Origin of the sequence: Gardnerella sp. KA00243, assembly GCF_049244105.1 — a bacterium.
Lineage (GTDB): Bacteria > Actinomycetota > Actinomycetes > Actinomycetales > Bifidobacteriaceae > Bifidobacterium > Bifidobacterium leopoldii.
The window spans coordinates 1214894-1241567 of the sequence record NZ_CP058375.1; the positions used below are offsets into that span (position 1 = coordinate 1214894).

Annotated in this window: 20 protein-coding genes; 13 read left to right on the top strand and 7 right to left on the bottom strand. The window is 44.7% G+C overall.

Annotation, left to right across the window (positions count from 1 at the left end; all coding sequences use genetic code 11):
• The first annotated feature begins 2 nt into the window (after nt 1–2).
• The gene (locus HXT50_RS04600; RefSeq protein WP_174143491.1) at nt 3–1421 is read left to right on the top strand and encodes a MurT ligase domain-containing protein; all 1419 of its coding nucleotides are present in this window, start codon (nt 3–5) and stop codon (nt 1419–1421) included.
• Nucleotides 1422–1426: 5 nt separating this feature from the next.
• Nucleotides 1427–2224: a type 1 glutamine amidotransferase gene (locus HXT50_RS04605; protein WP_117008630.1), complete on the top strand. Its 798-nt coding sequence runs from the start codon at nt 1427–1429 to the stop codon at nt 2222–2224.
• Nucleotides 2225–2352: 128 nt separating this feature from the next.
• On the opposite strand, the gene upp is transcribed toward HXT50_RS04605, so the two are convergent.
• From upp to HXT50_RS04625, 4 genes are all read right to left on the bottom strand, one after another.
• Nucleotides 2353–2991 (bottom strand): uracil phosphoribosyltransferase, encoded by a 639-nt coding sequence (gene upp, locus HXT50_RS04610; RefSeq protein WP_004119581.1) that lies wholly within the window; start codon nt 2989–2991, stop codon nt 2353–2355.
• Nucleotides 2992–3282: 291 nt separating this feature from the next.
• Nucleotides 3283–3936: a hypothetical protein gene (locus tag HXT50_RS04615; protein WP_004119577.1), complete on the bottom strand. Its 654-nt coding sequence runs from the start codon at nt 3934–3936 to the stop codon at nt 3283–3285.
• A 46-nt stretch (nt 3937–3982) separates the two neighbouring features.
• Nucleotides 3983–5143: an NUDIX hydrolase gene (locus tag HXT50_RS04620; protein WP_004119574.1), complete on the bottom strand. Its 1161-nt coding sequence runs from the start codon at nt 5141–5143 to the stop codon at nt 3983–3985.
• Nucleotides 5144–5432: 289 nt separating this feature from the next.
• Nucleotides 5433–7670: an RNA degradosome polyphosphate kinase gene (locus HXT50_RS04625; RefSeq protein ID WP_064340417.1), complete on the bottom strand. Its 2238-nt coding sequence runs from the start codon at nt 7668–7670 to the stop codon at nt 5433–5435.
• A gap of 663 nt (nt 7671–8333) precedes the next feature.
• Here HXT50_RS04625 and HXT50_RS04630 point away from each other — a divergent pair.
• The 3 genes from HXT50_RS04630 (at nt 8334) to HXT50_RS04640 (ending at nt 11122) form a co-directional block, all read left to right on the top strand.
• Nucleotides 8334–9065: an MIP/aquaporin family protein gene (locus HXT50_RS04630; RefSeq protein WP_032842372.1), complete on the top strand. Its 732-nt coding sequence runs from the start codon at nt 8334–8336 to the stop codon at nt 9063–9065.
• 172 nt (nt 9066–9237) lie between these two features.
• The gene (locus tag HXT50_RS04635) at nt 9238–10287 is read left to right on the top strand and encodes a glutamyl-Q tRNA(Asp) synthetase (RefSeq protein ID WP_101885829.1); all 1050 of its coding nucleotides are present in this window, start codon (nt 9238–9240) and stop codon (nt 10285–10287) included.
• 34 nt (nt 10288–10321) lie between these two features.
• The gene (locus HXT50_RS04640; RefSeq protein ID WP_004119565.1) at nt 10322–11122 is read left to right on the top strand and encodes a YggS family pyridoxal phosphate-dependent enzyme; all 801 of its coding nucleotides are present in this window, start codon (nt 10322–10324) and stop codon (nt 11120–11122) included.
• 37 nt (nt 11123–11159) lie between these two features.
• Here HXT50_RS04640 and HXT50_RS04645 read toward each other — a convergent pair whose 3' ends face one another.
• Complete coding sequence (locus tag HXT50_RS04645) at nt 11160–11975, bottom strand: fumarylacetoacetate hydrolase family protein (RefSeq protein ID WP_174143486.1); 816 nt, start codon at nt 11973–11975, stop codon at nt 11160–11162.
• A gap of 315 nt (nt 11976–12290) precedes the next feature.
• On the opposite strand from HXT50_RS04645, the gene clpB reads away from it, so the two are divergent.
• From clpB to HXT50_RS04675, 6 genes are all read left to right on the top strand, one after another.
• Entirely contained in the window at nt 12291–14885 is a 2595-nt protein-coding gene (gene clpB, locus HXT50_RS04650) for an ATP-dependent chaperone ClpB (RefSeq protein ID WP_421777067.1), read from the top strand.
• Between the two features lie 144 nt (nt 14886–15029).
• On the top strand, nt 15030–16370 hold the full coding sequence (rmuC, locus tag HXT50_RS04655; protein WP_004105862.1) for a DNA recombination protein RmuC: 1341 nt from the start codon (nt 15030–15032) through the stop codon (nt 16368–16370).
• Nucleotides 16371–16428: 58 nt separating this feature from the next.
• Nucleotides 16429–17358, top strand: coding sequence for a hypothetical protein (locus HXT50_RS04660; RefSeq protein ID WP_421777068.1), 930 nt, complete (start codon nt 16429–16431; stop codon nt 17356–17358).
• 57 nt (nt 17359–17415) lie between these two features.
• The gene (locus HXT50_RS04665; protein WP_116971232.1) at nt 17416–18222 is read left to right on the top strand and encodes a TrmH family RNA methyltransferase; all 807 of its coding nucleotides are present in this window, start codon (nt 17416–17418) and stop codon (nt 18220–18222) included.
• Nucleotides 18223–18368: 146 nt separating this feature from the next.
• Entirely contained in the window at nt 18369–19361 is a 993-nt protein-coding gene (locus HXT50_RS04670; RefSeq protein ID WP_004105867.1) for an ABC transporter ATP-binding protein, read from the top strand.
• Complete coding sequence (locus tag HXT50_RS04675) at nt 19358–20332, top strand: ABC transporter permease subunit (protein ID WP_004574206.1); 975 nt, start codon at nt 19358–19360, stop codon at nt 20330–20332. The genes HXT50_RS04670 and HXT50_RS04675 overlap by 4 nt, the downstream gene beginning before the upstream one ends.
• 196 nt (nt 20333–20528) lie before the next feature.
• On the opposite strand, the gene HXT50_RS04680 is transcribed toward HXT50_RS04675, so the two are convergent.
• The gene (locus tag HXT50_RS04680; RefSeq protein WP_421777069.1) at nt 20529–22625 is read right to left on the bottom strand and encodes an ATP-binding cassette domain-containing protein; all 2097 of its coding nucleotides are present in this window, start codon (nt 22623–22625) and stop codon (nt 20529–20531) included.
• 138 nt (nt 22626–22763) lie between these two features.
• Nucleotides 22764–24314: a cholesterol-dependent cytolysin vaginolysin gene (gene vly, locus HXT50_RS04685; RefSeq protein ID WP_004574203.1), complete on the bottom strand. Its 1551-nt coding sequence runs from the start codon at nt 24312–24314 to the stop codon at nt 22764–22766.
• 500 nt (nt 24315–24814) lie between these two features.
• Between vly and gatC the strand changes: the two genes are divergently transcribed.
• Together gatC and gatA are read left to right on the top strand one after the other, a co-directional pair.
• Nucleotides 24815–25111, top strand: a complete 297-nt coding sequence (gene gatC / locus HXT50_RS04690) for an Asp-tRNA(Asn)/Glu-tRNA(Gln) amidotransferase subunit GatC (protein WP_004105888.1) — start codon at nt 24815–24817, stop codon at nt 25109–25111.
• A 3-nt stretch (nt 25112–25114) separates the two neighbouring features.
• Nucleotides 25115–26656 carry an Asp-tRNA(Asn)/Glu-tRNA(Gln) amidotransferase subunit GatA gene (gene gatA, locus HXT50_RS04695; protein ID WP_421777070.1) on the top strand — a complete coding sequence of 514 codons (1542 nt, stop codon included), beginning with the start codon at nt 25115–25117 and terminating at the stop codon, nt 26654–26656.
• The last annotated feature ends 18 nt before the right edge of the window (nt 26657–26674 follow it).

Here is a 26674-nt window from a genome sequence, read left to right on the forward strand (position 1 = left end):
GTATGTCAAGCCGCGACCATGAATCGCATAAAAAGTTGCGCCAAAATTTGCATAAGCATTGGTACAGTTTTGCCATGCCTGCTGTTGGTAAACTTGTTTGCGCGCTTTCTAGGCTGCTACATCATGGTGGAAGCGCATTGCCTGGGAAAGTTATTGAGAGCCTCGATTCTGGCTTTTTAGCGCGCACTCTTGCCGCATTGCCGTACGGAATAGTGTTGATTTCTGGCACCAATGGCAAAACTACCACAACGCGTATGGTAACTTCTATGCTGCGCGACGCAGGACTTAACGTATTTACTAATCCAACCGGTTCAAACTTTACTAGAGGAGTAGTGGCAGCCCTTGCAAAAACAATGCCTGCTTTTGGCACAAAACTAAATGCGGATATTGCAGTTTTAGAGCTCGACGAAGCGTACGCAGTGCATTTTGTAAATCAAATCAAGCCTCGCTACTCTTTATTGCTAAACGTTATGCGAGATCAGCTTGACCGATTCGGCGAAATTGACACAACTGCAAAACTATTAAGCAACGTGGCTGAAGCAACCGAAGGAACGGTAGTGCTAAACCGTGAGGATCCACGTATTTGCGCGCTTGCAAAAGTTGTTCCTTCCGGGACTTGTGTGCGGTATTTTGGTTTGGATGACGCTGTAAAAAGCATGTTCCCGACGGATGATGATTTGCACAATAGTTCCGAAAAAAGCGAAAATTGCGAAGATGCTGCAGAAAGCAAGGCTAACAATCTTCCTAAAGCAGACGTTGTGCTTTCAAAAGTTGGAGACCATGAGGCTGAGTTTATACTTGATGGCAAGCGTAAAACCACATCTGTAAAACTTGACGGTGCTTACAATATTTTCAACGCTGCTGCTGCAGCAACAGTAGTTCGCGCTATCTTGGCGGACGCTGCAAAACAAAATTCTGCGCTGCAAAAATTCGATGACGATGCGCTTATGGAAGCGATTTCGCACGTAACTCCTGCTTTTGGTAGAGGCGAAGTAATTGAAGTTAATGGCGCTCCTGTTGAGCTTGTTTTAGTGAAGAATCCTATTGGTTTTAGGCTTGCAATCGCTTCGGATCATCCGCAAAATCACGATACTATGATTGCAATTTGTGACGAATATGCGGACGGTAGAGACATGAGCTGGCTGTGGGACGTTGATTTTGCAAGCTTTAGCGGCACTGGAGTTGAGTGCGTTTCTGGTACTCGCGCATGGGATATGGCTTTGCGGCTGCAATACGATAAGGTTGAGGCTCGCAATGTGAATACGGATTTGGAAGAAGATGCTAAAGCTTTTGTAAATGGCGATTTTAGTGGCAATACTAAAAATGCTAAACGCATATACTGCACGTATACTGCCATGCTTCGCGTACGCGCTGCTTTAGCGCAACTCGCGGAAGTTAAAGACGTTGGAGTTGGAAAGTAGTTGTCATGAATGATTCCAGTAATATTAGTAAAGCAAATGCTACTTTTGAAAACGCAAATCGCGTGCTACATATTGTGTCGCTATATCCAAAAGACATGAATATTTACGGCGACTACGGCAATGTGCTTACGATTATGCGCCGAGCGGAATTGTACGGTTACAAGCCTGTACTTCACGAGTACAATGTTGGCGATTTATGGCCAGAGCGTGTGGATATGATTCTTGGCGGCGGTGGTCAAGATCATGGTCAAAGCAGAGTCACAGAAGATTTATTTGCGCGCGCGGGCGCGATTCGTGAGCTTGCAGAAAATGGCGTTCCAATGCTTATGATTTGCGGACTTTACCAGCTTTTTGGAGAGTATTTTGAAACCGTTGAGGGTCAAAAGCTTAAAGGAATTGGAATACTTGGCGAGCATACGGTTGGTCAAGATGTGCGCATGATTGGAAATCTTGTGGAACATAGCGACGATTTTGGCGATATTGTGGGCTATGAGAACCATTCTGGACGAACAAGCTTGGAGGGTGATACTCAGCCACTTGGCTCGGTTGATAGTGAAAATTGCGGTAATAATGGCAAGGATCACACGGAAGGAGCGCGCAAATACAATGTTATTGGCACTTATATGCACGGCTCAGTTTTGCCAAAAAATCCGTGTCTGGCTGACTTTTTAATCCGTACTGCTGCGCAAAATCGTTACGGCGAATTTTCGCCAAAGCAGACTGATTCTCAACGCGCGGAAATTGCTAAACTAGACGAATTAGCAGAGCGCGCTCGCGAAGTGGCCGTAACTCGTCCGCGGTAAAGAGATTTATCTGCGCAAAATTTGTCAACGCTAAACACAAAAGCCTGCTGAACTTGCAAAGTGTTGCAAAATCAGCAGGCTTTTTGTAGTTTTTGATTCTAGCTTTCGCTTGATTTGGTTAGTAACTATTAGTCAATCAAGCCATACAAGCGATCGCCGGCGTCGCCAAGACCTGGAACGATATAAGCTTTGTCGTTCAAATGCTCATCAACAGCGCAAACAACAACCTTAAAGTCAATAGAAGGATCAATCTCCTTCTCCAGGCGTTCCAAGCCTTCTGGAGCTGCCAAAATGTTAATAGCAGTAACGTCCTTAGCACCGCGCTCAGCCAAATAGTGTGTAGCAGCAATAAGAGTGCCACCAGTGGCAAGCATTGGGTCAAGAAGGAAGCACTGACGGCCAGTTAAATCTTCTGGTAAACGGTTGGCATAAGTGATGATGTCGAGCGTCTGCTCGTCGCGCTTCATGCCAAGGAATCCAACCTCAGCGGTTGGAAGAAGGCGAGTCATGCCATCGAGCATGCCAAGACCAGCGCGCAAAACCGGCACAACCATTGGGCGTGGGCGGTTCAAATGCTTGCCAGTCATCTTGCAAATAGGAGTTTCAATCTCGCGATCGCTAACTTCCAAATTGCGGGTTGCTTCGTATGCTTCGAGGGTTACCAATTCGGAAACCAACTCGCGGAAAATGTTAGAAGGTGTATTCTTATCTCGCAAAACGGTGAGCTTGTGGTCCACCAGCGGATGATGTAAAACATGAAGATCCATACTTTCTAGATTAGTGCAAGCATTGCACGTTAAGCTAGCGGCGTGCCGTTATTTTTGCGCAAAATATAAACAAATGTGAGTGGAAAATATATTTTATTTAAACTTATCTAGCAAAATCTAAAATCTAAAATTCAAAACAGAAACGATACTGACTTGCGAAAGCGCCTGTCGGCGCAAACGCCGCTCGCAGCGGCAAAAAATGGAGCCCGGGGCTTAAGCACAAGCCAGCATCATTTTGAGTATACCTTGTTTTCTGTTTTCACGCGCCGCACAATTTTAATCGAAAATAATTTATTCCAACTTTCCTGCTCGCCACAATTTTGCTCCATGAGCAAAAGATAGTGAAAGAGCGTGCATATTTGCGGATATGTGCAAAACCTTTGAAATTTTTTGCGTGTGTATTGTATTTTCTTGCTCGTCTAACTTTTTTGCGTAAACTCGCATTCCGCTCGCAATAATTGAAGTAAAAGTTGAAGCGCGGTAAAGCGCTACAGCAAAATCGCCTGTAAAAGCGCCGGAAAGAATAGAATCTGCAAGTCGCGCAATATCTTCTCCGGTAGGAGTCTCATCAATTCCTGTAATAGCTGAAGCACTTGTTGCTTCAGGCTCGCCAAGACTCCAGTACTCAGCGTAAGCTTCGCGCTGTTTTCGTAAAGACATGCGCAGTAAATACAGTCGCCACAACATTCCAGGAAGAGACTCAGCCTCCGCATGACTCCACAAATCTGCAATAACTTCAATACCTTCATTTTCAACCAAATTCAGCACGCGCTCAACGATTTCCGGCGACTGTGTTTTATGAACGCGGTTAAGCAAAACAGCAGCGGAAGTGCGGCTAATCTCATGCACAATTTGCGGATCCGTGCCTCCTTCAATCTGCGCGAGCATCGCAGGATCCATTTGTGCAGGTCGGCTTGGGCGGGCAGAGCCAGTGGGGCTTGGCATAAAAGCAGATCTGCTTGAATGAATAGAACTCGATTGTGAATTTAAACTAGTAGACACTTGGAAGAACCTTTTCAATATCGATAATGCGAGCGCCTTTAGGGGTATTAATTATGTGCAAAACTATTGCGCTTCCTGTAGGCATGTATGGAGATTTTTGGCTGAGTATGCGTTTGTGTGCTCTAGGTTTTGTTATTTCGCGCAAATAATCGAAGAAAGTGCCGATAACCGGGCGATGCAAGCATATGACTGTTGCATTGTTGGTTGTGCTTACATTGTTAGTTTCGCTTGTATTTTGTGTGTTGCACTCAAGATTTTGTATTTCGTTTATAAGCACAGACAATGTAGATTTTGGTTTTTTCTCGTGACAATCTTCTGTAAGTTCCGCAACCTGTTCGATAGAAAGCGAAGAGTCGTGCGCAAAAGCCGCAACTGTTTCTAAGCAACGCTTCCAAGGAGACGATATGATTTTATTCGGCGCGTAGCAGGCAAGCTCGCGGCCTAAAGCGTATGAGGCGGCAGCACCTAGAGGCGTGATTGGTCGAGTCGCTTCGCTTCCTTGCCAAGTTTTTCGAGACTCAGCTTTTCCGTGACGCACTAAAAGCAACGTGCTATATTCTGCTTGACCTTCGTGTAGCTTCTCTAAGAAAGCATCTAGCACTTCGCGGTCACTATCGTGCGTAAGCTTTTTTCGTGCTTGAGAAGGAGTAAGCCATAACACATTGCCGATTTCAGTGGGTTTAGCAGGCTTAATTGGTCCGAAAGCAGGAAGACGCTTTGCTGCGGTTGGCTTATCGATTAAGCGCATCATCCAGTAGTGGATTCGCTTTATTACTTCCGGCTGAGAATTGCGATTTTGGTTGCTATTTGATGTGTTGCTCTTGGAAGATTTTTTGCCTTCGCGCTCAAGCGGATACTCTATTTTGGCGATGTGCGGACCTAGTGTGACTGAATATCCTGTTTCTTCTCCAACTTCGCGCACTGCTGTGTGGCGATGTGATTCTTTTGGCTCATTCTTTCCTTTTGGCCAGCTCCAATCGTCATATTTAGGACGGTAGACTAGGCAAAGCTCAAAATCATCGTCGCTAGACTTTATTGAGTCGCTGCTTGTTTTTGCCTCTCCACTTGCATTTGAGCTGTTTGTAGTATTGCGCTTGCGATAAATAATTCCGCCAGCTGCTTCAACGTATTGCGTCGTTACTGCACTCATATTCACTATTTTAGCGGTTTTCTTTCACAACTTTTAGTTGTGCCGTAATCTTTTACTTTTGTCACAGTCATAACAGTAACAAATTGTTTTATAATCCTTAAATTTGCCAAAACTGATAAATAATTACTTAAAAAACTTCCTAAAACTGGCAAATGGTGCTGTAGAAGATTTCGACTATTGCTGGAACGCTTGAGATTTAGTCAGATTAGAAGTGGTAATAAACACAAAAAGAGCCAGAAACATGTTACTGAATCTGGCTCTTACTTATCGTTTATTTAGTTGCTTGCGATTAGTTCGCGCCGCGAGGCTTACGCGTGTGAGTATGAATCAAGTAAGCCTGGCTGTCAACGAGCGGACGACCTTCCTTATCGCGAGAATGCAAGGTATACGTGCCGTCACCATCCATCCACCACGAAACAGTAGAATCAGCCATTTGCAAATCAATGTACTGGATTAAAGCTTCAACCTGATCAGGCGCACTGATACGAACCAGCGTCTCAACGCGGCGGTCAAGATTGCGGTGCATTAAATCAGCCGAACCAATCCACACTTCTGGGCCGCTTGCAGGACCGTCGCCAATCTGCGGACCGCAAGAGTTAGCAAAAGCGTAAATGCGGCTGTGCTCAAGGAATCGGCCAAGAATAGAACGAACGCGAATATTGTCGCTCAATCCTTCAATGCCAGGCTTAAGCGAGCAGATACCACGCTCAACAATATCAATCTTTACTCCAGCTTGCGAAGCTCGATACAAAGCGTCAATAGTCCGCTCGTCAACTACAGAATTGACCTTAATCTTAATCCATGCTTCTTTACCAGCAAGAGCTGCAGCTTCCTCGCGCTGAATTCGCGCAATAATACCTGTGCGAACTGTACGAGGGGCAACAAGCAGGCGGTGGAAACTAGACTTCGGCGCGTAACCAGAAAGCTGGTTAAACAAGCGAGTCAAATCCTGGCCGACTACAGGATCGCAAGTAAGCAATCCCAAATCCGTGTACAAGCGAGCAGTCTTAGGATTGTAATTACCTGTACCAACGTGGCAGTAGCGGCGCAATCCTTCTGCTTCCTGACGAACCACGAGCGAAAGCTTGCAGTGAGTTTTCAAACCAACAATGCCGTACACAACGTGAACGCCTGCGCGCTCAAGCTTACGAGCCCAAGCAATATTTGCGTCCTCGTCAAATCGTGCCTTAATCTCAACCAGCGCAAGTACCTGTTTGCCAGCGTGAGCTGCGTCAACAAGAGCGTCAATAATTGGCGAATTGCTAGACGTGCGATACAAAGTCTGCTTAATTGCAAGCACTTTTGGATCCGCGGCAGCCTGCGCGAGGAATGCTTGCACAGAAGTAGAGAACGAATCGTAAGGATGATGCAACAAAATGTCATGCTCGCGAATAGAAGCGAAAATATCTTGCGCGTGGCTAGTTTCAACTTCCGCAATCTGACGGTTCGTAGTAGGAATGAACGGACGATACTTCAAATCAGGGCGGTCAAGCGCTTGCAATTCAAACAGTACCGTCATATCAAGCGGCGAAGGCAAGCGATATACTTCCTCAGGGCTTACGCGAAGCTGATTTGCAAGAAGCTGAGAAAGGAATGGGCTGGCCTCGTTAGAAATTTCCAAACGAATTGGCGGTCCAAAGCGGCGGCGAAGAAGTTCCTTCTCCATAGCGTTGAGCAAGTTTTCTGCGTCATCTTCCTCAACGTCAATATCTTCGTTACGAGTAACTCGGAATGAGCGGGCTTCCTTAATAATCATGCCTGGGAAAAGCGATTCCAAGTGTGCTGCAATCAGCTTTTCCATAGTAATGAAGCCGTAACGCTCTTCGCGACCTTCCTCGTCTGTTAAATCGTCAACTGGTACAAGGCGATTCAAATTATCTGGAATCTTTACACGAGCAAAATGCGACTTTCCAGAATTTGGATTTTCGACGATAACAGCCAAGTTAATAGACTTGCCGGAAATGTACGGGAATGGGTGAGCAGGATCCACTGCAAGAGGCGTAAGAACAGGGAAAACTTGCTTTTTGTAGTAATCAGACAAACGTGCTTTTTCTGATTCTGTAAGCTTATCCCAGCTGAGCAAAACAATGCGCTGTTTGGCAAGCTCAGGAAGAATGTGCTCAATAACATAGTGAGCGTGCTCATCTTGACGGCGGTGAGTTACCTCACTAATAGCGCGCAACTGCTGGCGAGGGCTTAAGCCGGATGCTGCAGTTACTGCTATTCCAGAATCTATTCTGCGCTTTAATCCTGCAACTCTAACCATAAAGAATTCGTCGAGATTTGACGCAAATATAGCAGCAAAATTAGCGCGTTCAAGAAGTGGCAAATCTGTATTCTGAGCCAACTCAAGCACGCGACGATTGAACTTCAACCAGCTTAATTCTCGGTCGAAGAAACGATCTTTTGGCAACGGTAGCTCACCCTCACGAGCTTCACGCTTTTCTGCCTTTTCATCTTCGGCGATATGCTCTGCAATTTGACCGCGCAGAATCGCCTTTGAGGGAGCGTCAAAAATTTGTACCATATTCTGTAATTGTATGCGTTGTAAGGGAAGTGCGCGAATGAGTGTCGATTTTATTTGCTTGCTTCGCGCTCGAAAAATATCTTGCGACACGCCGGAGTGTGTCTCATGCGAACGTAATTTAACATGATAACCTTTGCATGTTCACAAAAGGCCGCAAGAGTTACGATTTTTCGTGTGCAATTGAACAGTAGTGACAATATGTTAACAAAGGCTAATTTGCTCTTTACTATTAGGTAAAAAACGATGATAATAATAATTACAAAAACAAAAAAGAGATAGCGGTAACCCACAAAAGTGTATGGATATGAAATCCGTGGACGTTGGACGGGATATTTAAGACTTTAACCGTTGCAACGAGGATGTTGTGAAGATGAAACCGCAGATATTGTTTTTGTAGATAAGAGGCTCGCCAAAGTGGCGGGCCTCTTTTGATGTGAGGGCGATTTTACTATTTACGCAGACTGTCGCGCGTATAAGGGAAACTATCAAAGAATAAATGTTGGAATTCATTTTCTTAGCTTCTTTGAAAATGAGAATATATTGTGTTCCATGCTGTGCTAATCGCAATTGCGAGTTGTTGGACGATTGTTAAGTGACGAGTCGTTATTTATGCGCGTGATTACGTGTGTGGAGTTTGAAACAGGTAAGAAGGATCGAAGGACCATGCAACATTCGTTTATGGCAATGTTGGCTGCAGAATTTATTGGCACTGCTATTCTCATGATTTTCGGAAACGGTGCTGTAGCAAACGTTGAATTAAAAAATACTAAAGGGCACCATGCTGGCTGGCTAAATATTGCTATGGGCTACGGTTTTGGTGTTATGTTCCCAGTGCTCATGTTTGGCGGAATTTCCCACGCGCATATCAATCCTGCTATGACAATTGCGCAAGCTGTAAACGGCATGTTCCCATGGGCTAACGTTGTGCCTTATATTGTAGCTCAGCTTTTAGGTGCGCTGGTTGGTCAGCTTATTGTGTACGTAACGTATTTGCCGCACTACAACGAAACTGAGGAGCCAGAAGCAATTCTTGGCACTTTCTGCACTACGGATGCGTATAACAACAAGCTTAACTACTTCCTTAACGAGTTCTTCGGCACACTTGTGCTTGTTCTGGCTGCTCTTTGCTGCCTTACCTCTCCATGGGGTGAGAAGAATTTGGCTGGCGCTTCAATCGTTGTCGGCTTCGTGGTTTGGGGTTTGGTGACTTCTATGGGCGGACCAACTGGTCCTGCTTTGAATCCTGCTCGTGATCTTATGCCGCGTTTGCTTCACGCAATTTTGCCAATTCCGCACAAGGGATCTTCTCGCTGGGGTGAAGCGTGGATTCCAGTTATTGCTCCTATTGCCGGCGCAATCTTGGGTGTGGTTATGTATAAGTCGTTATTTGCATAAAGTAGTTGCTTTTAGCTGTAATTGATTGCGGTTTATTGCGATTGATTACTATTGATTGCGATTGTAAGAAGCGCGTAATGCTAGTATGAATGCGTTACGCGCTTTTTATTTTGTAAGCTTATGTTTTGCAAGTTTATGCTTATTAATTAAAGATATTAAGGAAGACTAAATCATGTTTTCGAAGTCAACTATTGCAATTGGTCGTTTTGCGCCTACTCCTTCCGGGCGTATGCATATTGGCAATATGGTAGCAATGTTGGCTGCGTGGCTCTCTGCAAAATCGCAAGGCGGACACATGCTTTTACGTCTAGAAGATCTTGATATTGCGCGCATGCCAAAGGATGCTAGCGCGCGAGTGATTGACGACTTGCATTGGGCTGGGCTTGATTGGGTCGGCGAGCCGACTTATCAGCATGAACGCACCGCAATTTACCAAGAAGCTCTTGAGGCGCTAGAATCTTTGCAAGACGACGACGGAAAGTCGTTGATTTACCCTTGCTTTTGCTCGCGTTCCGATATTCGCGCGATTGCAGCTCCGCAAGAAGGCGACGGTTTTATACGCTACCCGGGTACGTGCAGAAATCTTCGCAAAACTGCGGAAGGTTTGGCGCAAATCGAAAAGCGTTTGCAAAATAATCAGCAACATTCTTTAAGGCTTGCTGTTCCCTCGGCTGATTCGAGGCAAGCAAATATTGATTTTGAAGACGCGATTTTTGGTGCGCAATCGTTTAACATTAATCGTGATTTGGGGGATATGGTGATTCGCCGAGCGGATGGCGTTTTTTCTTACCAGCTTGCGGTTGTTGTTGACGACGTGCTTTCGGGAGTAAATGATATTGTGCGCGGCCGCGATTTGCTTCGTTCTGCGGCGCTTCAAATTTGGATTGGTGAGCTGCTTGAAAAATCAGGATTTTTTGCGGCTCACGGTACGCATTATGTGCGTCCGCAATTTGCGCACTTGCCGCTAATTGATAACGCTCAAGGTGAGCGGCTTGCAAAAAGTAAGCACTCGCTAGACGTCGGTGCGCTTCGAGAATCTGGCTGGAGTGCCGAGCGCATGATTGGCTATTGTATGTATCTTCTGGGATACAAAAAGCATGGTCAAAATCAATCGGTAGATATGAGTGCTGCCGATGCGCTTGCGTTGTTTGAAAGCCTTGACACGCCGTGGGATTCTGTTCGCGCAAACCTAGCCGACAAATCCGTGCCCTTCCTTGACTAAACTATGTAGTTAGGTTTGATAGATTGGGGCATAAATGGCATATATGACGCAAAAAGATTTAGCGAATACTGAAGTCGATTGTGTTCGTGCGTGTCAAATTGCCGACGGCGTGCACAGCGTGCAAGACGCCATTGCTCAAGCCGAATTGCATTATGGTCGCAAAGCTGAGTCGGTTACGCTACTTGCCGCAACTAAAACGCGAGATGTTGGCGAAATCATGGCAGCGCTTAAAGCTGGAGTGCGAGTAGTTGGGGAAAATCGCCCACAAGAAATCGTTGCAAAAGCCGAGATTTTACGCGCACAAGCTGCTAGAGAAGGTTTAAGCGTTGGAGTGAACGGTGAAATTCCACTCTACTTAATCGGTCAGCTGCAAAGCAATAAAATAAATAAAGTTTTACCACTTGCAAATGGTATTCAGTCGGTTGACGGTATTGAACTTGCGCAAAAAATATCTACGCGCGCGCAAAATTTGGGACTTTGCACAGACGTTATGTTGGAAGTGAATGTTTCGGGAGAAGCTACGAAATCGGGATGCGCGCCAGAACGTGCGATTGATGAAGCGCTCGCTATATCTAGTCTTCCGGCGCTTAATTTGCACGGATTTATGACGCTCGGAGCGCGCGTGGATGATGAAAAAATAGTGAGAAGTGGTTTCGCAAAATTGCGAGAAATTCGAGATTGTGTAAGTGGACAACTCGCGCAAGATTATGATGGAAACTCTGCAAAATTAGAGCTTTCGATGGGAATGTCCGGCGATTTTGCGTGGGCGATTGCCGAAGGCTCGACGATGGTTCGAATCGGTTCGGCAATCTTTGGCCCACGCGCATTTGTGTAGTTTTAAGTCAAAGTTTAAGCCAAATTGATGATTGTAGTTACGCATGCACAATCACATTGCGCAGCGAACCGATGCCATCTACGTGTACAATCGCTTCGTCACCCGCGCGTAAAGTCCCAGCCGGGTATGGGGTTCCTGTCAAAATCACGTCTCCTGGAAGAAGCGTTGAGAAGCTTGAAATCGCTGCAATTTGCTCAGGGATACTGTGAATAAGTCGAGCTGTAGTGCCGTCAGCTTCCGGCACATTTTCACCATTAAGCGTAAATGAAATATGTGCATCGCGCCAATTTAGCTCGGTCGTAATCCAAGGTCCAAGTGGGCAAGAAGTGTCGAAACCTTTTGCGCGCGTCCACATTGGGTCGCTTCCTGCGCAATCTCGTAAAGTTACGTCATTTACACAAGTAAAGCCAAAAACGTAATTCATTGCGGTATCTGCAGTTACATTTTTGGCGATTTTGCCCATAACAACTGCCACTTCTGGCTCAAAATTCATGTCGTTTGAGCAAGCAGGAATCACAATCGGATCGTCCGGACCAATTACAGAAGTGCTCGGCTTTGTAAAAATCACCATATCTGCAGCAGTATGCGAAGATGCCGCAGGAGAAGCAGCGCGCTCGTCGTCAGAACGGGTATCGTAATTTTTTGCCAATCCGTATACTTTCGAAGGAATTACAGGTACAAGCAAGCGCACGCCATCCGCATCCAACGCGTAACGTTTACCAGTTGGTTTAACTCCTTGTGGGCTTAAAGGATGACCTTCAAGCGCTACTAAATAATCTTTACCGTCGGTTTCATCTTTTTGAACGAAAGCGTATTGCGGAACTTCATTATACGAAAAACGTGCAATTCTCATGTTTTTAAGATTACGACATATTTGATACTTAATTAAGCATTGCTCGATACTTAACTAAACTTTGCTTGCTGCTTAATTAAATTATTTGCGTAAATTATTTGCGATTGAAAGTTCTTGAAAACAAAACTTGAGTCTAGTACACTCAAGTTTTAGGAATAAAGTTATAGGAAAATCTGTTATACGTATCAGATACATGAAAGTGAAAGCTCGTTAGAACTCAAAAGTATCGTCAAAAAGCTTGAAATTGCAATAAAAGTTGCAGCGATTTGACTTAACTGAAATGTGTTTTAGAGCTTTCGTGGAAATGAGGTAGATATGGAACAAAAGTTTACAACCTTAGCGCAAGACGCATTAAGCGACGCTGTGCAAAGTGCAGCGGCTGCTGGCAATGCGCAAGTTGACACTCTGCATTTGGCGGATGCTTTACTCCGCCAAGAGCAGGGCGTCGTTCGCGCGCTTATTGCTCAGGCGGGGGCGGACGCGCAACAAATCGGTGCTGAAATTCGTAACGCATTAGTGGCATTGCCTTCATCTACTGGCTCAACTACAACTAAGCCAGATGCAAGTCGTCAGCTTTTGGCTGCGCTAAGCCAGGCAGAAAAAGAAATGCGCGCAATGGGAGACGAATACGTTTCTACGGAACACATGCTTATTGGCATGGTTGCTAGCGAACCAAACGCTGTTGCGGATATTTTCAAAAAGCACAACGTTTCCGCAGACGTGTTGCGTAAGGCTGTGCCAACTGTGCGCGGTGGCGCAAAAGTGACAAGTCCGGATGCTGAAGGCAACTACAAAGCGCTCGAAAAGTATTCTGTTGATATGACTGCGCGCGCTCGCGAAGGAAAGCTCGACCCAGTAATTGGGCGCGATCAGGAAATTCGTCGCGTGATTCAGATTCTTTCTCGCCGCACGAAGAACAATCCTGTGCTAATTGGCGAGCCGGGCGTTGGAAAAACGGCAGTTGTAGAAGGATTGGCTCAGCGAATTGTGGCAGGAGATGTGCCTACGACTTTGCAAAACAAGCGTCTTATAAGCCTCGATTTGGCTTCGATGGTTGCAGGTTCGAAGTATCGCGGCGAGTTTGAGGAACGCTTAAAGGCAGTGTTGAAGGAAATTCAGCAATCGGACGGTCAAATTATTACGTTTATTGACGAAATTCACACTGTTGTTGGCGCAGGATCTGCAGAAGGTTCAATGGATGCTGGCAATATGCTTAAGCCAATGCTTGCGCGCGGTGAGCTGCGCTTGGTTGGTGCAACTACGCTTAACGAGTATCGCGAGCATATTGAAAAGGATTCCGCGCTTGAACGCAGATTCCAGCAAGTGTTTGTTGGCGAGCCATCTGTTGAAGATACGGTGACGATTTTGCGTGGACTTAAGCAACGTTACGAAGCGCACCACAAGGTGACGATTAGTGACGATGCAATCGTAGCTGCAGCAACGCTTTCAAACCGCTATATTACTGGCAGACAGCTTCCAGATAAGGCGATTGATTTGGTGGATGAAGCGGCAGCTCACTTGCGTATGGAACTTGATTCTCAGCCAGAAGAGATCGACGAATTGCAGCGCAAAGTTACGCGTCTTGAAATGGAAGAAATGCAATTAAAGAAAGCGGAAGATGCTGCTGCGCGCGAACGCTTAGAAAAGTTGCAGGAAGAATTAGCTAACTCGCGCGAAAAGCTTTCTGGATTGAAAGCGCGTTGGGATGCGGAAAAGGCTGGCCATAACAAGGTTGGTGATTTGCGAGCGCAACTCGACGCTAAGCGCGTAGAAGCCGACAAATTCACACGTGAAGGCAACTTGGAACAAGCAAGCCGTATTTTGTATGGTGAAATCCCAAGCATTCAAAAAGCTTTGGAAGAAGCGGAGTCTGAGGCCGCTAATGCTAAAAGTGAAGCGAAAGAGCCAATGGTTCCGGATCAGGTTGATGCTGATTCTATTGCAGGAGTCGTTAGCGAATGGACGGGCATTCCTGTTGGTCGCTTGATGCAAGGCGAAAATGAGAAGCTGCTCAACATGGAAAAGGAGCTTTCTAAGCGTGTGGTTGGTCAAAGTGAAGCAATTCAGGCTATAGCGGATGCTGTGCGCAGAAGCCGTGCTGGAATTGCAGACCCGAATCGCCCAACTGGTTCCTTCTTGTTCTTGGGTCCTACTGGCGTTGGTAAGACGGAGCTTGCTAAGGCTCTTGCTGACTTTTTGTTTGACGACGAGCGTGCAATGGTTCGCATTGATATGAGCGAGTACATGGAAAAGGCTTCCGTTTCGCGTCTAATCGGTGCTGCTCCTGGTTACATTGGCTATGAGGAAGGCGGCCAGCTTACTGAAGCTGTGCGTAGACGTCCGTATTCTGTAGTGCTTTTTGACGAAGTTGAGAAGGCGCATCCAGAAGTATTCGACGTTTTGTTGCAGGTTTTGGACGATGGTCGTTTGACTGATGGCCAGGGTAGAACGGTTGATTTTACGAATACGATTTTGATTATGACATCAAACTTGGGTTCGCAATTCCTTGTGCAAGAAGGCTTGGACGATGCTGCTAAACGCAAGGCTGTTATGAATGCTGTTCATGCTGAGTTTAAGCCAGAGTTCATCAACCGTTTGGACGAGCTTGTTATGTTCCATCCGTTGAGCCGCGAAGAGCTTGGTGGAATTGTGGATATTCAAGTTAGTCAAGTGGCTGCACGCTTGAGCGACCGCCGCATTAGCTTGGATGTGAGTGACTCTGCTCGCGCTTGGCTTGCGGAGCATGGCTACGATCCAGTTTATGGTGCTCGTCCTTTGCGTAGATTGGTTCAGACGGAAATTGGCGATCAGCTTGCGCGATTGCTGCTTTCTGGAAAGGTGCATGATGGTGCTCGCGTAGTTGCGGATTGTGAGAATACTAGCGACCATGTGACCCTAAAGATTGCGTAGTTCCTGCATTCTTCAATGTAGTCAAATAAAAAAGCGTGCTGTTTATTGGATTATTTTCCAGTAGACAGCACGCTATTTTGTATTAGGTAATGCACGTGTTTAATTATATTTCAAAAGTCAACTCAATAGTGTTTAATAGAACGTATGTTCGATAATATTGTGATGTTTGTTTTAATGGTGGTTGCTGTTGTAATAACCGCTATTGTTGTGCTGGCTATTGTTAAGCACAACTCTGGAACGCAAGGCGCTAATGGCGTAAACCAGCGCGAATTTAACGAATTGCGCTCGCAGTATGAACAAGCGCGCGCTCAAGCTCAAGAAAATGGCAATCAGGCTATACGGTATCGCACGCAAGCAGAGCAGCTTGCTGAGCGATTAAAGTTTGTTGAAGCAGAACTTGCTAAAGCGCAGCAGGCAGAGCAATTGCGAGTGAATCGCGAAGAACAATTGCGCGCAGAGCGAGAAGAACGCGAACGATTAAATCGTGAAAAAACTTTGAAAGAACAAGGTAAAGTTTTGGAAGCGCTTGCTCCAGTAAAAGACAATCTCGAAGCATTGAAGAATAAAGTTTCGCAGATTGAAGAAGGGCGTAAACAAGAAATGGGTGTGCTGAGCACTCAGCTTAAAGGCTTAAGTGAGCAGCAAACAAGGCTTGACCGCGAAACAAGTTCGCTTTCTGCAGCATTGCGAAATAATAAGGTTCGCGGAGCTTGGGGCGAGGCTCAACTAAAGAATATTGTTGAATCTGCAGGCTTGCTTGAGCATGTTGATTTTGATACGCAGGTTGTTGTAACTGGAGTAAATGGCGAACAGCAGAGGCCAGATATGGTTGTGCATCTGCCAGGAGGCAAAACAATTCCAGTTGATGCAAAAGTTCCGTATGCGGATTATCAGCGTGCTTGTGAAATCCCAGATAACGCAAGTGACGAAGAATTAGCTAGAAGGAGCGAGCTTCTAAAAGCGCACGCTAAGGCTTTGCGAGAGCATGTTAGAGTATTAGGAGCTAAAGCGTATTGGCAGGCTTTTGAAACAGCACCAGACTTTGTAGTTGCATTTATTCCAAACGAAGCATTGCTTCAGGCGGCTCTTGAAGCGGATCCAACGCTTATGGATGATGCTTTTGCACAAAAAGTAGCACTCACTTCACCAGTTACTTTGTGGGCTGTGCTTAAGTCTGTTGCGTACGCATGGCAGCAGCAAAGTCTTACAGATGATGCAAAAGAACTTTTCGATTTATCTAGAGAATTGTACGATCGCTTTGCGGTTCTTGGAGAAAATGCTTCAAAACTTGGCGTATCTTTGGCAAGAACAGTTGCAGCTTACAATAAGTTTGCTTCCTCACTTGAGTCTAGAGTGTTGGTAACAGCGCGTAAACTTCAGAAGTTAGATCAAAGTAAGGTTATTGCTTCAATAGATCTTATAGATTCCGATAAAGCTGATGTTAAAGAGCTGAGCGCTCCAGAAGTATCAGTAGAAGATCGTTAAGCATAAAAACATCAAAGCGTCAAAAATTGGACAGCTCTAAACGCTAAGGAGTGCAAAAATGGCAGAATTACAAGAGGAACGCGCGGAACTTAAGCGCATGCTTTGTGCGGATATGAGTGCGAAACCATTTAGCGAACTGTTTTCTGTTACATTTGCTCAGCGCGGCTCTAAGCTGGTTGGAGATGTTCTTTTTGATGCAATTGAGAAAGCTGGGTATTCGTTAGAACGCGATGTTGACGCTATTGGTGCGTTAACTGCTGCTGCAGTGCCGATGGTTTTTGCGCTTATTCATGCTGCAGAACGTAAAGGAATTGCACTCGACGGCTTTGTTATGGATTTTGTTTTTCCTGCAACAAAAGGTCCGTCAGTTAAAGGCAAGCGAGTATTGTTACTTGACTCTTGGCTTTCTGAAAAATCGTATGTTCAAACTTCTTCGCTTGTTACTTTACGACACGGAAATGAATTAAGTCTTGATTTTGGCATTGTTCATCAGCAAGGCGCGCAAATTCTTGCTATAGTTGCATTAATTGGTGGTGTTGACGCCGACGAACAAGGCATGAGGCATCTTCAATTAGTAAATCCAATAAGTGAGGAGAGTACTAAAATGGCATTTGTTCAAGCTTTCGGTGAAGAAGAATTACGTGCAGATGCAGATCACGAAGATTGCTGCAACGACAATTGCTGTGGCGGCCATTGTGAGGTTAAATGCACGGGAGATTGTGCTAACGATGGTTGCACTGAGCTTTGCTGTGAAGATAACTGCTGCGGTGGCCATTGCAAAGTAGAGTGCACGGGAGATTGTGCTAACGATGGTTGCACTGAGCCTTGCTGTGAAGATAACTGCTGCGGTGGCCATTGCAAAGTAGAGTGCACGGGAGATTGCGCTCATGACGGTTGCACTGAGCCTTGCTGCGAAGACGATTGCTGTGGCGGTCATTGCAAGTCAGGTTGCACAGGCGATTGCGCAACTGACGGCTGCCAAGACTAGTTGTAATTACTAGCTGCCAATACTAAGCAAAAGTATTAAACGGAGCAAAACTCACACATGCACGAACCGAATCCAATTACTTTGGCTGCAAAAGCTTCCGATGAACCAGAATTTCGACCTATAGGAGTTGGCCCGTGGGAAGAAGAGCATCCAGGTGAGCCTCGTCCAGATAATCCAGAATCGCCAAATTACGATGCGCGGTTTAGCGCTGAATTACTAGACGAAGGTGACCAGCGCAACGTCCTAGACCGCTACCGATACTGGAAAGTAGAAGCTATAAAAGCGGATCTCGATTCTAAAGGACGCCACGAGTTTGAAGTAGCTGTAGAAAATTGGACTCACGATTTCAACATAGGCTCTATGGTTCGCACTGCAAATGCGTTTACAGCGAAAAAAGTGTATATTGTAGGGCCTCATAAATGGAATCGTAAAGGCTCGTTAATGACTGAGCTTTACCAATACGTTGAGTGCTGCCCAACTATTGAAACTCTAGTAACTAATTGGCGCGAAAATATAGTACGAGAAGCAGAAGAAGCGCATCAACTTTTGCTTAAAGCACAAGCAGAAGGCAACAAAGAAGCTGAAAAAATCGCAAATATAAAGGAACACGACGCTAAAAACGCGCGCGTTATAGCGCTCGATATTATTCCAGGTGCTGTTGCTATGGAAAACTACAAGTTTCCTAAACGTTGCCTTATGCTTTTTGGTGCAGAAGGTCCGGGTCTTTCTAAAAAAGCGTTAGAAATGGCGGATGACGTTGTTTATATTTCGCAATTTGGCTCTGTTCGCTCGCTAAACGCAGGAGCAGCTGCGGCTGTTTCCATGCACGCATGGATTGCGCAACATGCAGCACCAAATTGCTGAATCTTAATAAAATATTAATTAGAATTTCGGTAGCAGAATTTTGTCAGCAGAATCTCATCAGCAATATTAGTTAAAACGCAGTAGCTTGTACTCATAAACGCTTACATTTGATGTTTATTTTTTTTTATTTGTGATATTGTTAATTTATGTTAGAATTTCAACATATTACAAAGCGTTTTGGTGCAAAGACAGCGCTTAACGATGTTTCTTTCGTCGCTGAAGACGGCAAGGTCACGGGCTTTTTAGGACCTAATGGCGCTGGTAAATCTACAACCATGCGTTGCGCGTTAAATCTTATTCATGCAAATAGTGGCACTTCTCTTATTGACGGCAAACCTTACGCAAAAATTGCATCCCCAATGACGGAAGTTGGCGCAGTTCTTGATGCAAAGTCTGCTCACAGAGGTCGAACGGCTTACAATCACCTGTATTCATTGGCTTTAACTCACGGAATATCAAAGAAACGTGTCGATGAAGTCATTGATATTACTGGTTTAACTAGCGTAAAAAATCGCAAGGCAGGTTCATTCTCGCTTGGCATGGGTCAGCGTCTTTCCATTGCTGCGGCTCTTTTAGCAGATCCACATAATCTCATACTTGACGAACCGGTTAATGGTTTGGATCCGGAAGGTGTTAAGTGGGTTCGCGAATTATGCAAGTATTATGCAAGCCAAGGTCGTGCAATACTACTTAGTTCTCACTTAATGAGCGAAGTCGCGCTTACTGCAGATAATCTTGTGATTATTGCGCACGGAGAAATTTTGGCGCGCACAACAGTACAAGATTTTGTTAATGCACATTCTCAGCATGCTATACGTTTAGTGACACCTGAAGGCGAAAAACTAAAGTCTGTGCTCACTCAGAATCATCCGGAATGTAAGATTTTGTCTGATAATCGCACACCTCAAGATGTTCAAGAGGGCGAACTTTTTAAGGTAACAGGTTGTGAGCTTAATCAACTTGCTCGCGAAATTGCAGATAATCAAATTATGGTTTACCAGCTAAATCAAGAGCATGCATCGCTTGAGGAAGCATATTTGGCTCTTACGCACGGCCAAGAGCAGTACGTAACAAAAGCATTGCCAAATGCTACTGCTGCGACTGGAACGCAATATGCGGATGGAGGAAATGCAAAATGAGTGAGCAAATTAATCAATCTGTTGATCAATCTGTTAATCAAGAAACAAGCAACTCTTACAAAACCGGCAGAAGCATGAACGCTCAGCATCTACGTCTTACATTTATGCACTCGCTTAAATCTGAGATGGTTAAGTTGCGTGGACTTGCATCAACCTGGTGGTGTATGGCATTGGCCATTGTTTTGCCTGTAATTTTCAGCTTTATTATTGCGATTGTGCAAAAAACAATATCTAAAGTTGACTTTACTAAACATGGTGCGTCTGCTGGCAAATCAAGCGGTGTAGTCACCATGGGGCCGAGCGATAAAAGCAGCCTCATTTCTTCTCAAGAAGGTATTTTCAACTTAGTTATTAGTTTTGCCTCTATATCTTTGATTATTATTGCGATTTTTGCAGTGCTTGCTATAACAGCTGAGCATTCCACAACTTCAATTCAAGCTTCGCTTACGTCTGTACCACGCAGGGGTATGTTCTTTACTGCTAAGTTTGTTGCAATCACAATCTACGTTTTTGTTGTGCAACTTATTGCAATGGCAGTTTCGTTAGTTGCTGCAGAATTAGCATTTATGGGTGAGAATATCTCAGGCTTGTCTGGAAGTAGAACATGGCAATTACCTCTTACTCTGTTCCTTGGCTCACCTGTAATTATGGTTGTTGTGGCAGCAATGGCGTACGGTTTCGGCATGATTTGCAAGTCAACTGCTGGCGGAATTATGTGCGTTATTGGAGCCGTGATGATTTTGCCTACTTTTGTTAGCATTATTATGATTACGAGCAATTTCGCGAAGTGGACTTCAATACTTATGCAGCTTTTGCCAGCCAAGGCTGTGAGCCGATTCTTAGGAACGGGCGAACAACTTCCGCCAGACGCAACTGCTTTCGAATGGTGGCAGTCCGGTTTAGTGGTTCTCGCTTGGGCTGTAGTCATGTACGCAATTGGCTACGTTATTGAAAAGCATCGCGATATTTAAACATAGTAAGTATAAATAAAAAATAAGCCCCGTTCGATTGCAATCATTACTGAGCAAACGAGCGGGGTTTATTTATTGCAACTTTTGCCGATACTAGTTTTAATTCTTTTTGCTAGAAGTAAAGCGCCCACTGCAAATAGCATAACGCCCCGAGCAACCATAGCAATAATAGATGGCACTAATTCTGGCACTAAGCTCATTGTGCATTTTCTTGAGAATCCTGATCGTTTTGTTTCTTTTTAGCAAATTGAGGATGAGCATACTCTGGCCCAATATATGAAGTATCAGACAATGGTAGCTCGGTAGTAGGCTTAGCATACTGAGGTTGCGCATACTGCTGTTCACAATGCTGTGGTTCAGGATACTGATCTTGTTGCGCATACTGCTGCTCATAGTATGGTTGCTGACTGTATTGCGGATTGTAATATTGTGGCTGCGCGTACGGCTGTTGTCCGTACGGCTGTTGTGCATACGGCTGACCGTATTGGATTTGTTGCGGTTGCTCATATTGTTGTTGCGCATACTGATTTTGTTGCGCGTATGATTGTTGTGCGTACGGCTGCTGTGCGTACGGTTGTTGAGCGTACTGTTGTTGAGCGTACTGTTGTTGAGCGTACTGCTGATCGTATTGTATTTGTTGTGGCTGTTGAGCGTACGGTTGTTGCTCATATTGCTGTTGAGCATACGGTTGCTGTGCGTACGGCTGCTGAGCATACTGATTTTGTAAGTATTGTGGAGTCTCCTGCTGCGGTTGAATAGGTTGTGCCTTTTGAGCTGGCAAGTCAGTTTGAGAGGCTTCCTCTATTACGTTGGCGTGTAGCACAGGTGCAGGTTGTGGTTCAGTCTCAGGCTTGGCTTGTGGTTCAGGTTCAGGTTCAGGTTGTGGCTCGGGTTGTGGCTCAGGTGTTACTTGCACAGCAGTCTCAGGCGCTACCTTTGTTTCATGCTCTGTCATTTGCTGCGTATCAAGCTCAGGAAATACCTGTGCTTCAGGCTCAGTAGTCACATGCGTTTCAACCGCAATTGTTGCCTGAGGTTCAACTGCCTTAGGTTCTGCAACTGCTTGAGGTTCTTCCGCCAGCTGAGGCTTTACTTCTTCCTTTACTGCTGTCTTTACTTCTTCCTTTACTGCTGTCTCTACTTCTGCCTCCACAGTTGTATTCTCTGTTGTTAGTTGAGGTTCAGGAGTCAATTGTGGCTCAGGCTCATTTAACAATTGAGTATCTACTGCCGCATCTTGCGTTAATTGTTGTATTGAATTTAGCTGAGTCGTTTCATTGTTGACATTATTAGGGATGTGTTCCTGAGCATATGCTTCTGTAGAATTTTGGTATTTTTGTACATTGTTATAAACATATGGAGGTTTGGACACATATGCTGCGTTGTCTCCTATTGCCGCCATATACGCATCTTCGAGTGAAACACATTCTTTACTCAACTGATATGTAAGTAATTGTTTATCGTTAAAGAATTGCGCCAAATCTGCAATATTTGCATTATTTATAACGAAAGCTGCGCCTTCCTGTACGTCTTCGTTTTTGTGCTCAACTTGCATAATAGAGCATTCACTATGCTGCGATTGCATAATGTCAAATAGCTTTTCTGGTTCAGGAGTAACAACTCGTACAGTGTTCTGAGAATATGCAGTAAGCAAATCTGTCACGCTTGTTTTTTGTAGAATTTTACCATGTGCAATAATAACAAGATCGTCTGCAATAAGAGAAAGCTCACTAATGTTATTAGTGCTGATAAGTACCGCACCACCGCGTTCTGCATAGTATTTGCAGATATCGCGCATCCATCTAACTCCTTCAACGTCTAAGCCATAGAATGGATTATCGAGAATAAGATTATGAGGATCTGTGAGAAGTGCTGCAGCAATCTCAAGTCGTTTGCGCATGCCGGTTGACATTTCTTTAATTTTCATATTTTGTATAGAGTTGATTCCGGCAATATCCATAATCTCTGATACGCGCGTTTTTGGAATTTTGCAATACTTCGCGACGAATGTGAGCTTTTTTATAGCACTAGTATTTCTATAATTAGCTTTTAAATCTAATACTGTGCCGACTGTTTCTATTGGGGAATTAAGTTTTTTGTATGGGACGCCGTCGAATAATGCTTCACCTCCATTGGCTTTTATGAGTCCCAATGCGCAATATAGTGCAGTTGATTTTCCGGAACTGTTAGGTCCAACAAAACCTGTAACTTTACCATCTTCTGCTACAAAAGAAATATTATTTAGTACTTGCTGTTTTTTATAGTACTTAGATATATTTTGTATCTCTAACATAACTAAATCCTACTGCTAAAAATGTAATAAAAAAATCCTATTTGTGTAAAAAATTAAGGACTTCATCTCATAACTGGCTATAAGATAAAGTCCTTAATTTTTCAGTTTTATTTATTTATGCTCAATTGCAATATGAGTTCAGTCATTCTTTACAGTTTCAGCAACGCGAGGCCACAAGGTTGTGCCCCAGTTCTTGATTGTGCGCTGGCGAACCAACGGCAAATCAGTACGGTTGTACACTGTACGCCATGGTTCCCATACTAAGCCGGTCTTTTCTTCCAACTTAATGCGAAGATTGCGCACATTGCCCTTGAACTGAATCGTTGTGCTGAAGTGAGCGGTACGATACTTGCCGTTTCCTTCCCAAGCGCGAGAACGTACGTATGGAGTTCCGTCGATATCAGTGCCGTACTCATCCCAGTAGACGTAGTAGCGAGCTACATAAGCCCCACGATGATCCAAGGTCAAATAACCGTCACGGTAAGCAGAAACCTTAGTCTCAACATAATCGCTGTTGCTCTGGAGAGTTGCTACTTCGTTATCTTTTACGAAGGAAGTAGTGTAAGCGATTGGAACAGCTGGGCTAGAGGTGCTCAAATTTGCACCTTCCTGAATCAAAGCCTTTAGCGTATCGATATTGCCGGTAATAACCTTTGCTGCACCGTTAGCGCTGCCGCCGAGAATCACTGCAGTAACAGAAGTATTCTGGAGAATGCGATGGAATTCGGTGTTTGGCTTGATTTCTACGCCCTTAATTGCTGCTTCTACTGCAGCCTGGAAATCAGTGCTCTTGCTGGTGGTATCGAACTTTACGTACATTGAGCGACCATAAGCTACGTTTGACACGTAAACTGGTGGACGTTTGCTGTCAACGCCACGGTTCTTCAAGCTTTCTGGCGTGGTGCATGGAGCAAAGAAATCTGCTGGGCTATCTGGAGCGTCGACGCTTACTGTGTAGTAAGTTTGCTTGAAGTTCACAATTTGAGTCTGCTTCTCACCCTTGTGTACCGCATCGAAATCAATCTTCAGCGGTACGCCAATCTTTGCAAAATCAGCACCAAACTTAGCCTTGAGCTGGTTCATGCTTTGTGCGCTTGCGGAATCATACTGCATACGAGCTGCTACATGATGGCTTGCTGCATATTGTGCATTCCATTTAGAAACTAAACCGTTAACTGCTGAAGTAACGGAGCTCTTGGTTGGATGTTGCACAGTTACAGCACTCTCGCCGCCGTGGAAGCCTGGCAAATCAATGCTCAAAGTTAATGGTGCGCGATTTGCTGAAATCAAGCTTGGCATGTTATCCATCAAATTCTGGTCAGCGCGGAATAATGCACCAGGATACACGCGATCATTGTTGGCCGAAGTTACCGACAAGTTTGACGTTGTATTGGTGATGTTCTTCTTCTGATGCTCAACAACAACGAATTCGCCGTTCTTGTTGAAGCTGTCGCTGGAGAATTTATTGTTAATTGTTTCGCCGTGACGTGCGAGAATATTTGTTTTATCGTAATGCAAATCCCACAAGTAGTTGTTCAGCGAGTCCTTGCTAGCTGCGCAAGATGCAGCTGGTGCAGAAGGCTTTGTGGAAGAATCTGCCATTGCTGGAACTGCTAAGCATTGTGGAATAATAGTCGCGCCCGCGAGCAACAACATTGCTGCATTACGGTAGAACTTTGTGCTCTTCATATGTATCCTTCGATTTTTATTAGATTTTATTTCAAATTATTTTTCAGTGAGATGCCGCAAAATACGTGCTTCAGTGCATATATATGCTTCAGTGCATCAGCTTCAGCTTCTCACATCACATGATTATTACACACTTTTTATTTATGCGATAATTGTTTAAAATAATTTTTTTAAGTTTCAAACAAAAGTTTAAATAATGCTGAAATACCAACACTTTTTGGTTACGTCAGTTTTGTTGTTTCGGCGTGTTGACAGATAAAACGAGCGGATTTTACGTATTTTGATTCGTGATAATTTTGTGAAAATATATGCAAAATATTTGTGCAAGTATTATTTAGTGTTACGCATGCGCAATTTTTAATTGCTTCAGTCTTAAAAAATTAATTTGTAGTACTTTCTCAATAAAACAAAAATAATCAACAAATAACTCTCGTAAAGCTTTTATCCACATTGCTTTTTTCTACTAACGAAGGTCACGTATCACACATATAGTTGAGGTTATGCCTACATTCACACGCGAAGAAATTGAGCATTTGGGCGTTTTGTCCCAGATTGCTTTAAGCGACGAAGAAATCAGTCGCTTGCAAGGCGAATTAAACGTCATTGCAGAATCTATTAATAAAGTGCAGGAAGTTGCTGGCGAAGATGTGCCACCTACTGCAAATCCAGTGCCTTTGGAAGCTTATTTGCGTCCAGATGAGCCTGCTACACCTTTGACTCAAGAAGAAGCTCTTTCGGATGCTCCTAGAAGTGAGTCTGGCATGTTTGTAGCGCCTCGAATTTTGGGGGAGGAATAAAACATGACTAATACTCAAGATTTGGTAAAACTTTCTGCTGCCGATATGGCAAAGGCTGTAAAAGCTAAAGAAGTTTCTAGCCGTGAACTTGTTGAAGCTCACTTGGCAGTCATTGAATCTGCAGAGCCAGAAATTAAGGCATTTTTGCATGTTTCTGCAGATATTGCTCTCGAGCAGGCAGATGCTTTTGATGCTAAGAACGCTAAGGGTGAGACTGAAGGATTGCCTGAGTTGGCTGGTGTGCCAATTGCCATTAAAGACATGATTGTCACTAAGGGCATTCCTACTACTGCAGCATCTAAGATTCTCGAAGGCTGGGTTCCACCTTACGATGCTACTGTTATTGAAAAGCTCAAAGCAGCTGGCATGCCAATTCTCGGCAAGACTAATTTGGATGAGTTTGCTCAAGGTTCTTCTACAGAACATTCTGCTTATCAAACTACTTGCAATCCTTGGGATACTGAGCGTGTTCCTGGTGGTTCCGGCGGCGGTTCAGCTGCAGCTGTTGCTGCATTCGAAGCTCCTATTGCTTTGGGTACAGATACTGGTGGTTCTATTCGCCAGCCAGGTGCTTTAACTGGTACAGTCGGCGCAAAGCCAACTTACGGTGGTGTTAGCCGTTTTGGTGCAATCGCTATGGCAAGCTCTCTCGACCAGATTGGACCTGTTTCTCGTACCGTTCTTGATTCTGCGCTTTTGCAGGAAATTATCGGCGGTAACGATAGGCGCGATTCTACTTCTATTCCAGCTCCTGTTCTTCCAATGGCTCAAGCTGCTCGTGAGGGCGCTCGCCGTGATTTGAAGGGCTTGAAGGTTGGTTTAGTTAAGGAGCTTAGCGGTGAAGGCTTCCAGCCAGGCGTTGAAGCACGCTTTAATGAAGCTGTGCAATTGCTTAAGGATATGGGCGCAGAGGTTACGGAAGTTTCTTGCCCTCACTTCCCTTACTCTTTGGCTGCTTATTACATTATTATGCCTTCAGAAGTTAGCTCTAATTTGGCTCGCTACGACGGTATGCGCTACGGTTTGCGCGTCATGCCACCAGCAGACAAGCCTCAGACTGCTGCAAATATGATGGCTGCAACTCGTGAAGCTGGTTTTGGTGACGAAGTAAAGCGTCGTATTATTCTCGGCACTTACGCACTTTCCGCTGGCTACTACGATGCTTGGTATGGCTCTGCACAAAAAGTTCGTACGCTTATTATTCGCGATTTTGAAGAAGCGTTTAAGAAAGTAGATGTTCTTGTTTCTCCAACAAGCCCTACAACGGCATTTAAGTTTGGCGAGAAGATGGATGATCCACTTTCTATGTACATGAACGATATTGCTACAATTCCTGCAAACATGGCTGGAGTTCCTGCTTTGAGCCTCCCAGCTGGCTTAAGCGACGACGGTTTGCCTGTTGGCATTCAGATTATTGCTCCGCAATGCCACGATGAAAAGATGTACAAGCCTGCAGCAGCGTTGGAAGCAGCGCTCGAAGAGCAGTGGGGCGGTCCAATTTGGAAGTCGCTTAAAGCTGGTTGGCTCGATTCATTGGCTAAGTAAAGTGAAGTAAAGCTTAAG

What these genes read in the sequence shown, in the direction of transcription:
- HXT50_RS04600 (WP_174143491.1), top strand. Translation starts at nt 3, where the DNA reads ATGTCAAGCCGCGACCATGAATCGCATAAAAAGTTGCGCCAAAATTTG.
- HXT50_RS04605 (WP_117008630.1), top strand. Translation starts at nt 1,427, where the DNA reads ATGAATGATTCCAGTAATATTAGTAAAGCAAATGCTACTTTTGAAAAC.
- upp (WP_004119581.1), bottom strand. Translation starts at nt 2,991, where the DNA reads ATGGATCTTCATGTTTTACATCATCCGCTGGTGGACCACAAGCTCACC.
- HXT50_RS04615 (WP_004119577.1), bottom strand. Translation starts at nt 3,936, where the DNA reads ATGCCAAGCCCCACTGGCTCTGCCCGCCCAAGCCGACCTGCACAAATG.
- HXT50_RS04620 (WP_004119574.1), bottom strand. Translation starts at nt 5,143, where the DNA reads ATGAGTGCAGTAACGACGCAATACGTTGAAGCAGCTGGCGGAATTATT.
- HXT50_RS04625 (WP_064340417.1), bottom strand. Translation starts at nt 7,670, where the DNA reads ATGGTACAAATTTTTGACGCTCCCTCAAAGGCGATTCTGCGCGGTCAA.
- HXT50_RS04630 (WP_032842372.1), top strand. Translation starts at nt 8,334, where the DNA reads ATGCAACATTCGTTTATGGCAATGTTGGCTGCAGAATTTATTGGCACT.
- HXT50_RS04635 (WP_101885829.1), top strand. Translation starts at nt 9,238, where the DNA reads ATGTTTTCGAAGTCAACTATTGCAATTGGTCGTTTTGCGCCTACTCCT.
- HXT50_RS04640 (WP_004119565.1), top strand. Translation starts at nt 10,322, where the DNA reads ATGGCATATATGACGCAAAAAGATTTAGCGAATACTGAAGTCGATTGT.
- HXT50_RS04645 (WP_174143486.1), bottom strand. Translation starts at nt 11,975, where the DNA reads ATGAGAATTGCACGTTTTTCGTATAATGAAGTTCCGCAATACGCTTTC.
- clpB (WP_421777067.1), top strand. Translation starts at nt 12,291, where the DNA reads ATGGAACAAAAGTTTACAACCTTAGCGCAAGACGCATTAAGCGACGCT.
- rmuC (WP_004105862.1), top strand. Translation starts at nt 15,030, where the DNA reads ATGTTCGATAATATTGTGATGTTTGTTTTAATGGTGGTTGCTGTTGTA.
- HXT50_RS04660 (WP_421777068.1), top strand. Translation starts at nt 16,429, where the DNA reads ATGGCAGAATTACAAGAGGAACGCGCGGAACTTAAGCGCATGCTTTGT.
- HXT50_RS04665 (WP_116971232.1), top strand. Translation starts at nt 17,416, where the DNA reads ATGCACGAACCGAATCCAATTACTTTGGCTGCAAAAGCTTCCGATGAA.
- HXT50_RS04670 (WP_004105867.1), top strand. Translation starts at nt 18,369, where the DNA reads ATGTTAGAATTTCAACATATTACAAAGCGTTTTGGTGCAAAGACAGCG.
- HXT50_RS04675 (WP_004574206.1), top strand. Translation starts at nt 19,358, where the DNA reads ATGAGTGAGCAAATTAATCAATCTGTTGATCAATCTGTTAATCAAGAA.
- HXT50_RS04680 (WP_421777069.1), bottom strand. Translation starts at nt 22,625, where the DNA reads ATGTTAGAGATACAAAATATATCTAAGTACTATAAAAAACAGCAAGTA.
- vly (WP_004574203.1), bottom strand. Translation starts at nt 24,314, where the DNA reads ATGAAGAGCACAAAGTTCTACCGTAATGCAGCAATGTTGTTGCTCGCG.
- gatC (WP_004105888.1), top strand. Translation starts at nt 24,815, where the DNA reads ATGCCTACATTCACACGCGAAGAAATTGAGCATTTGGGCGTTTTGTCC.
- gatA (WP_421777070.1), top strand. Translation starts at nt 25,115, where the DNA reads ATGACTAATACTCAAGATTTGGTAAAACTTTCTGCTGCCGATATGGCA.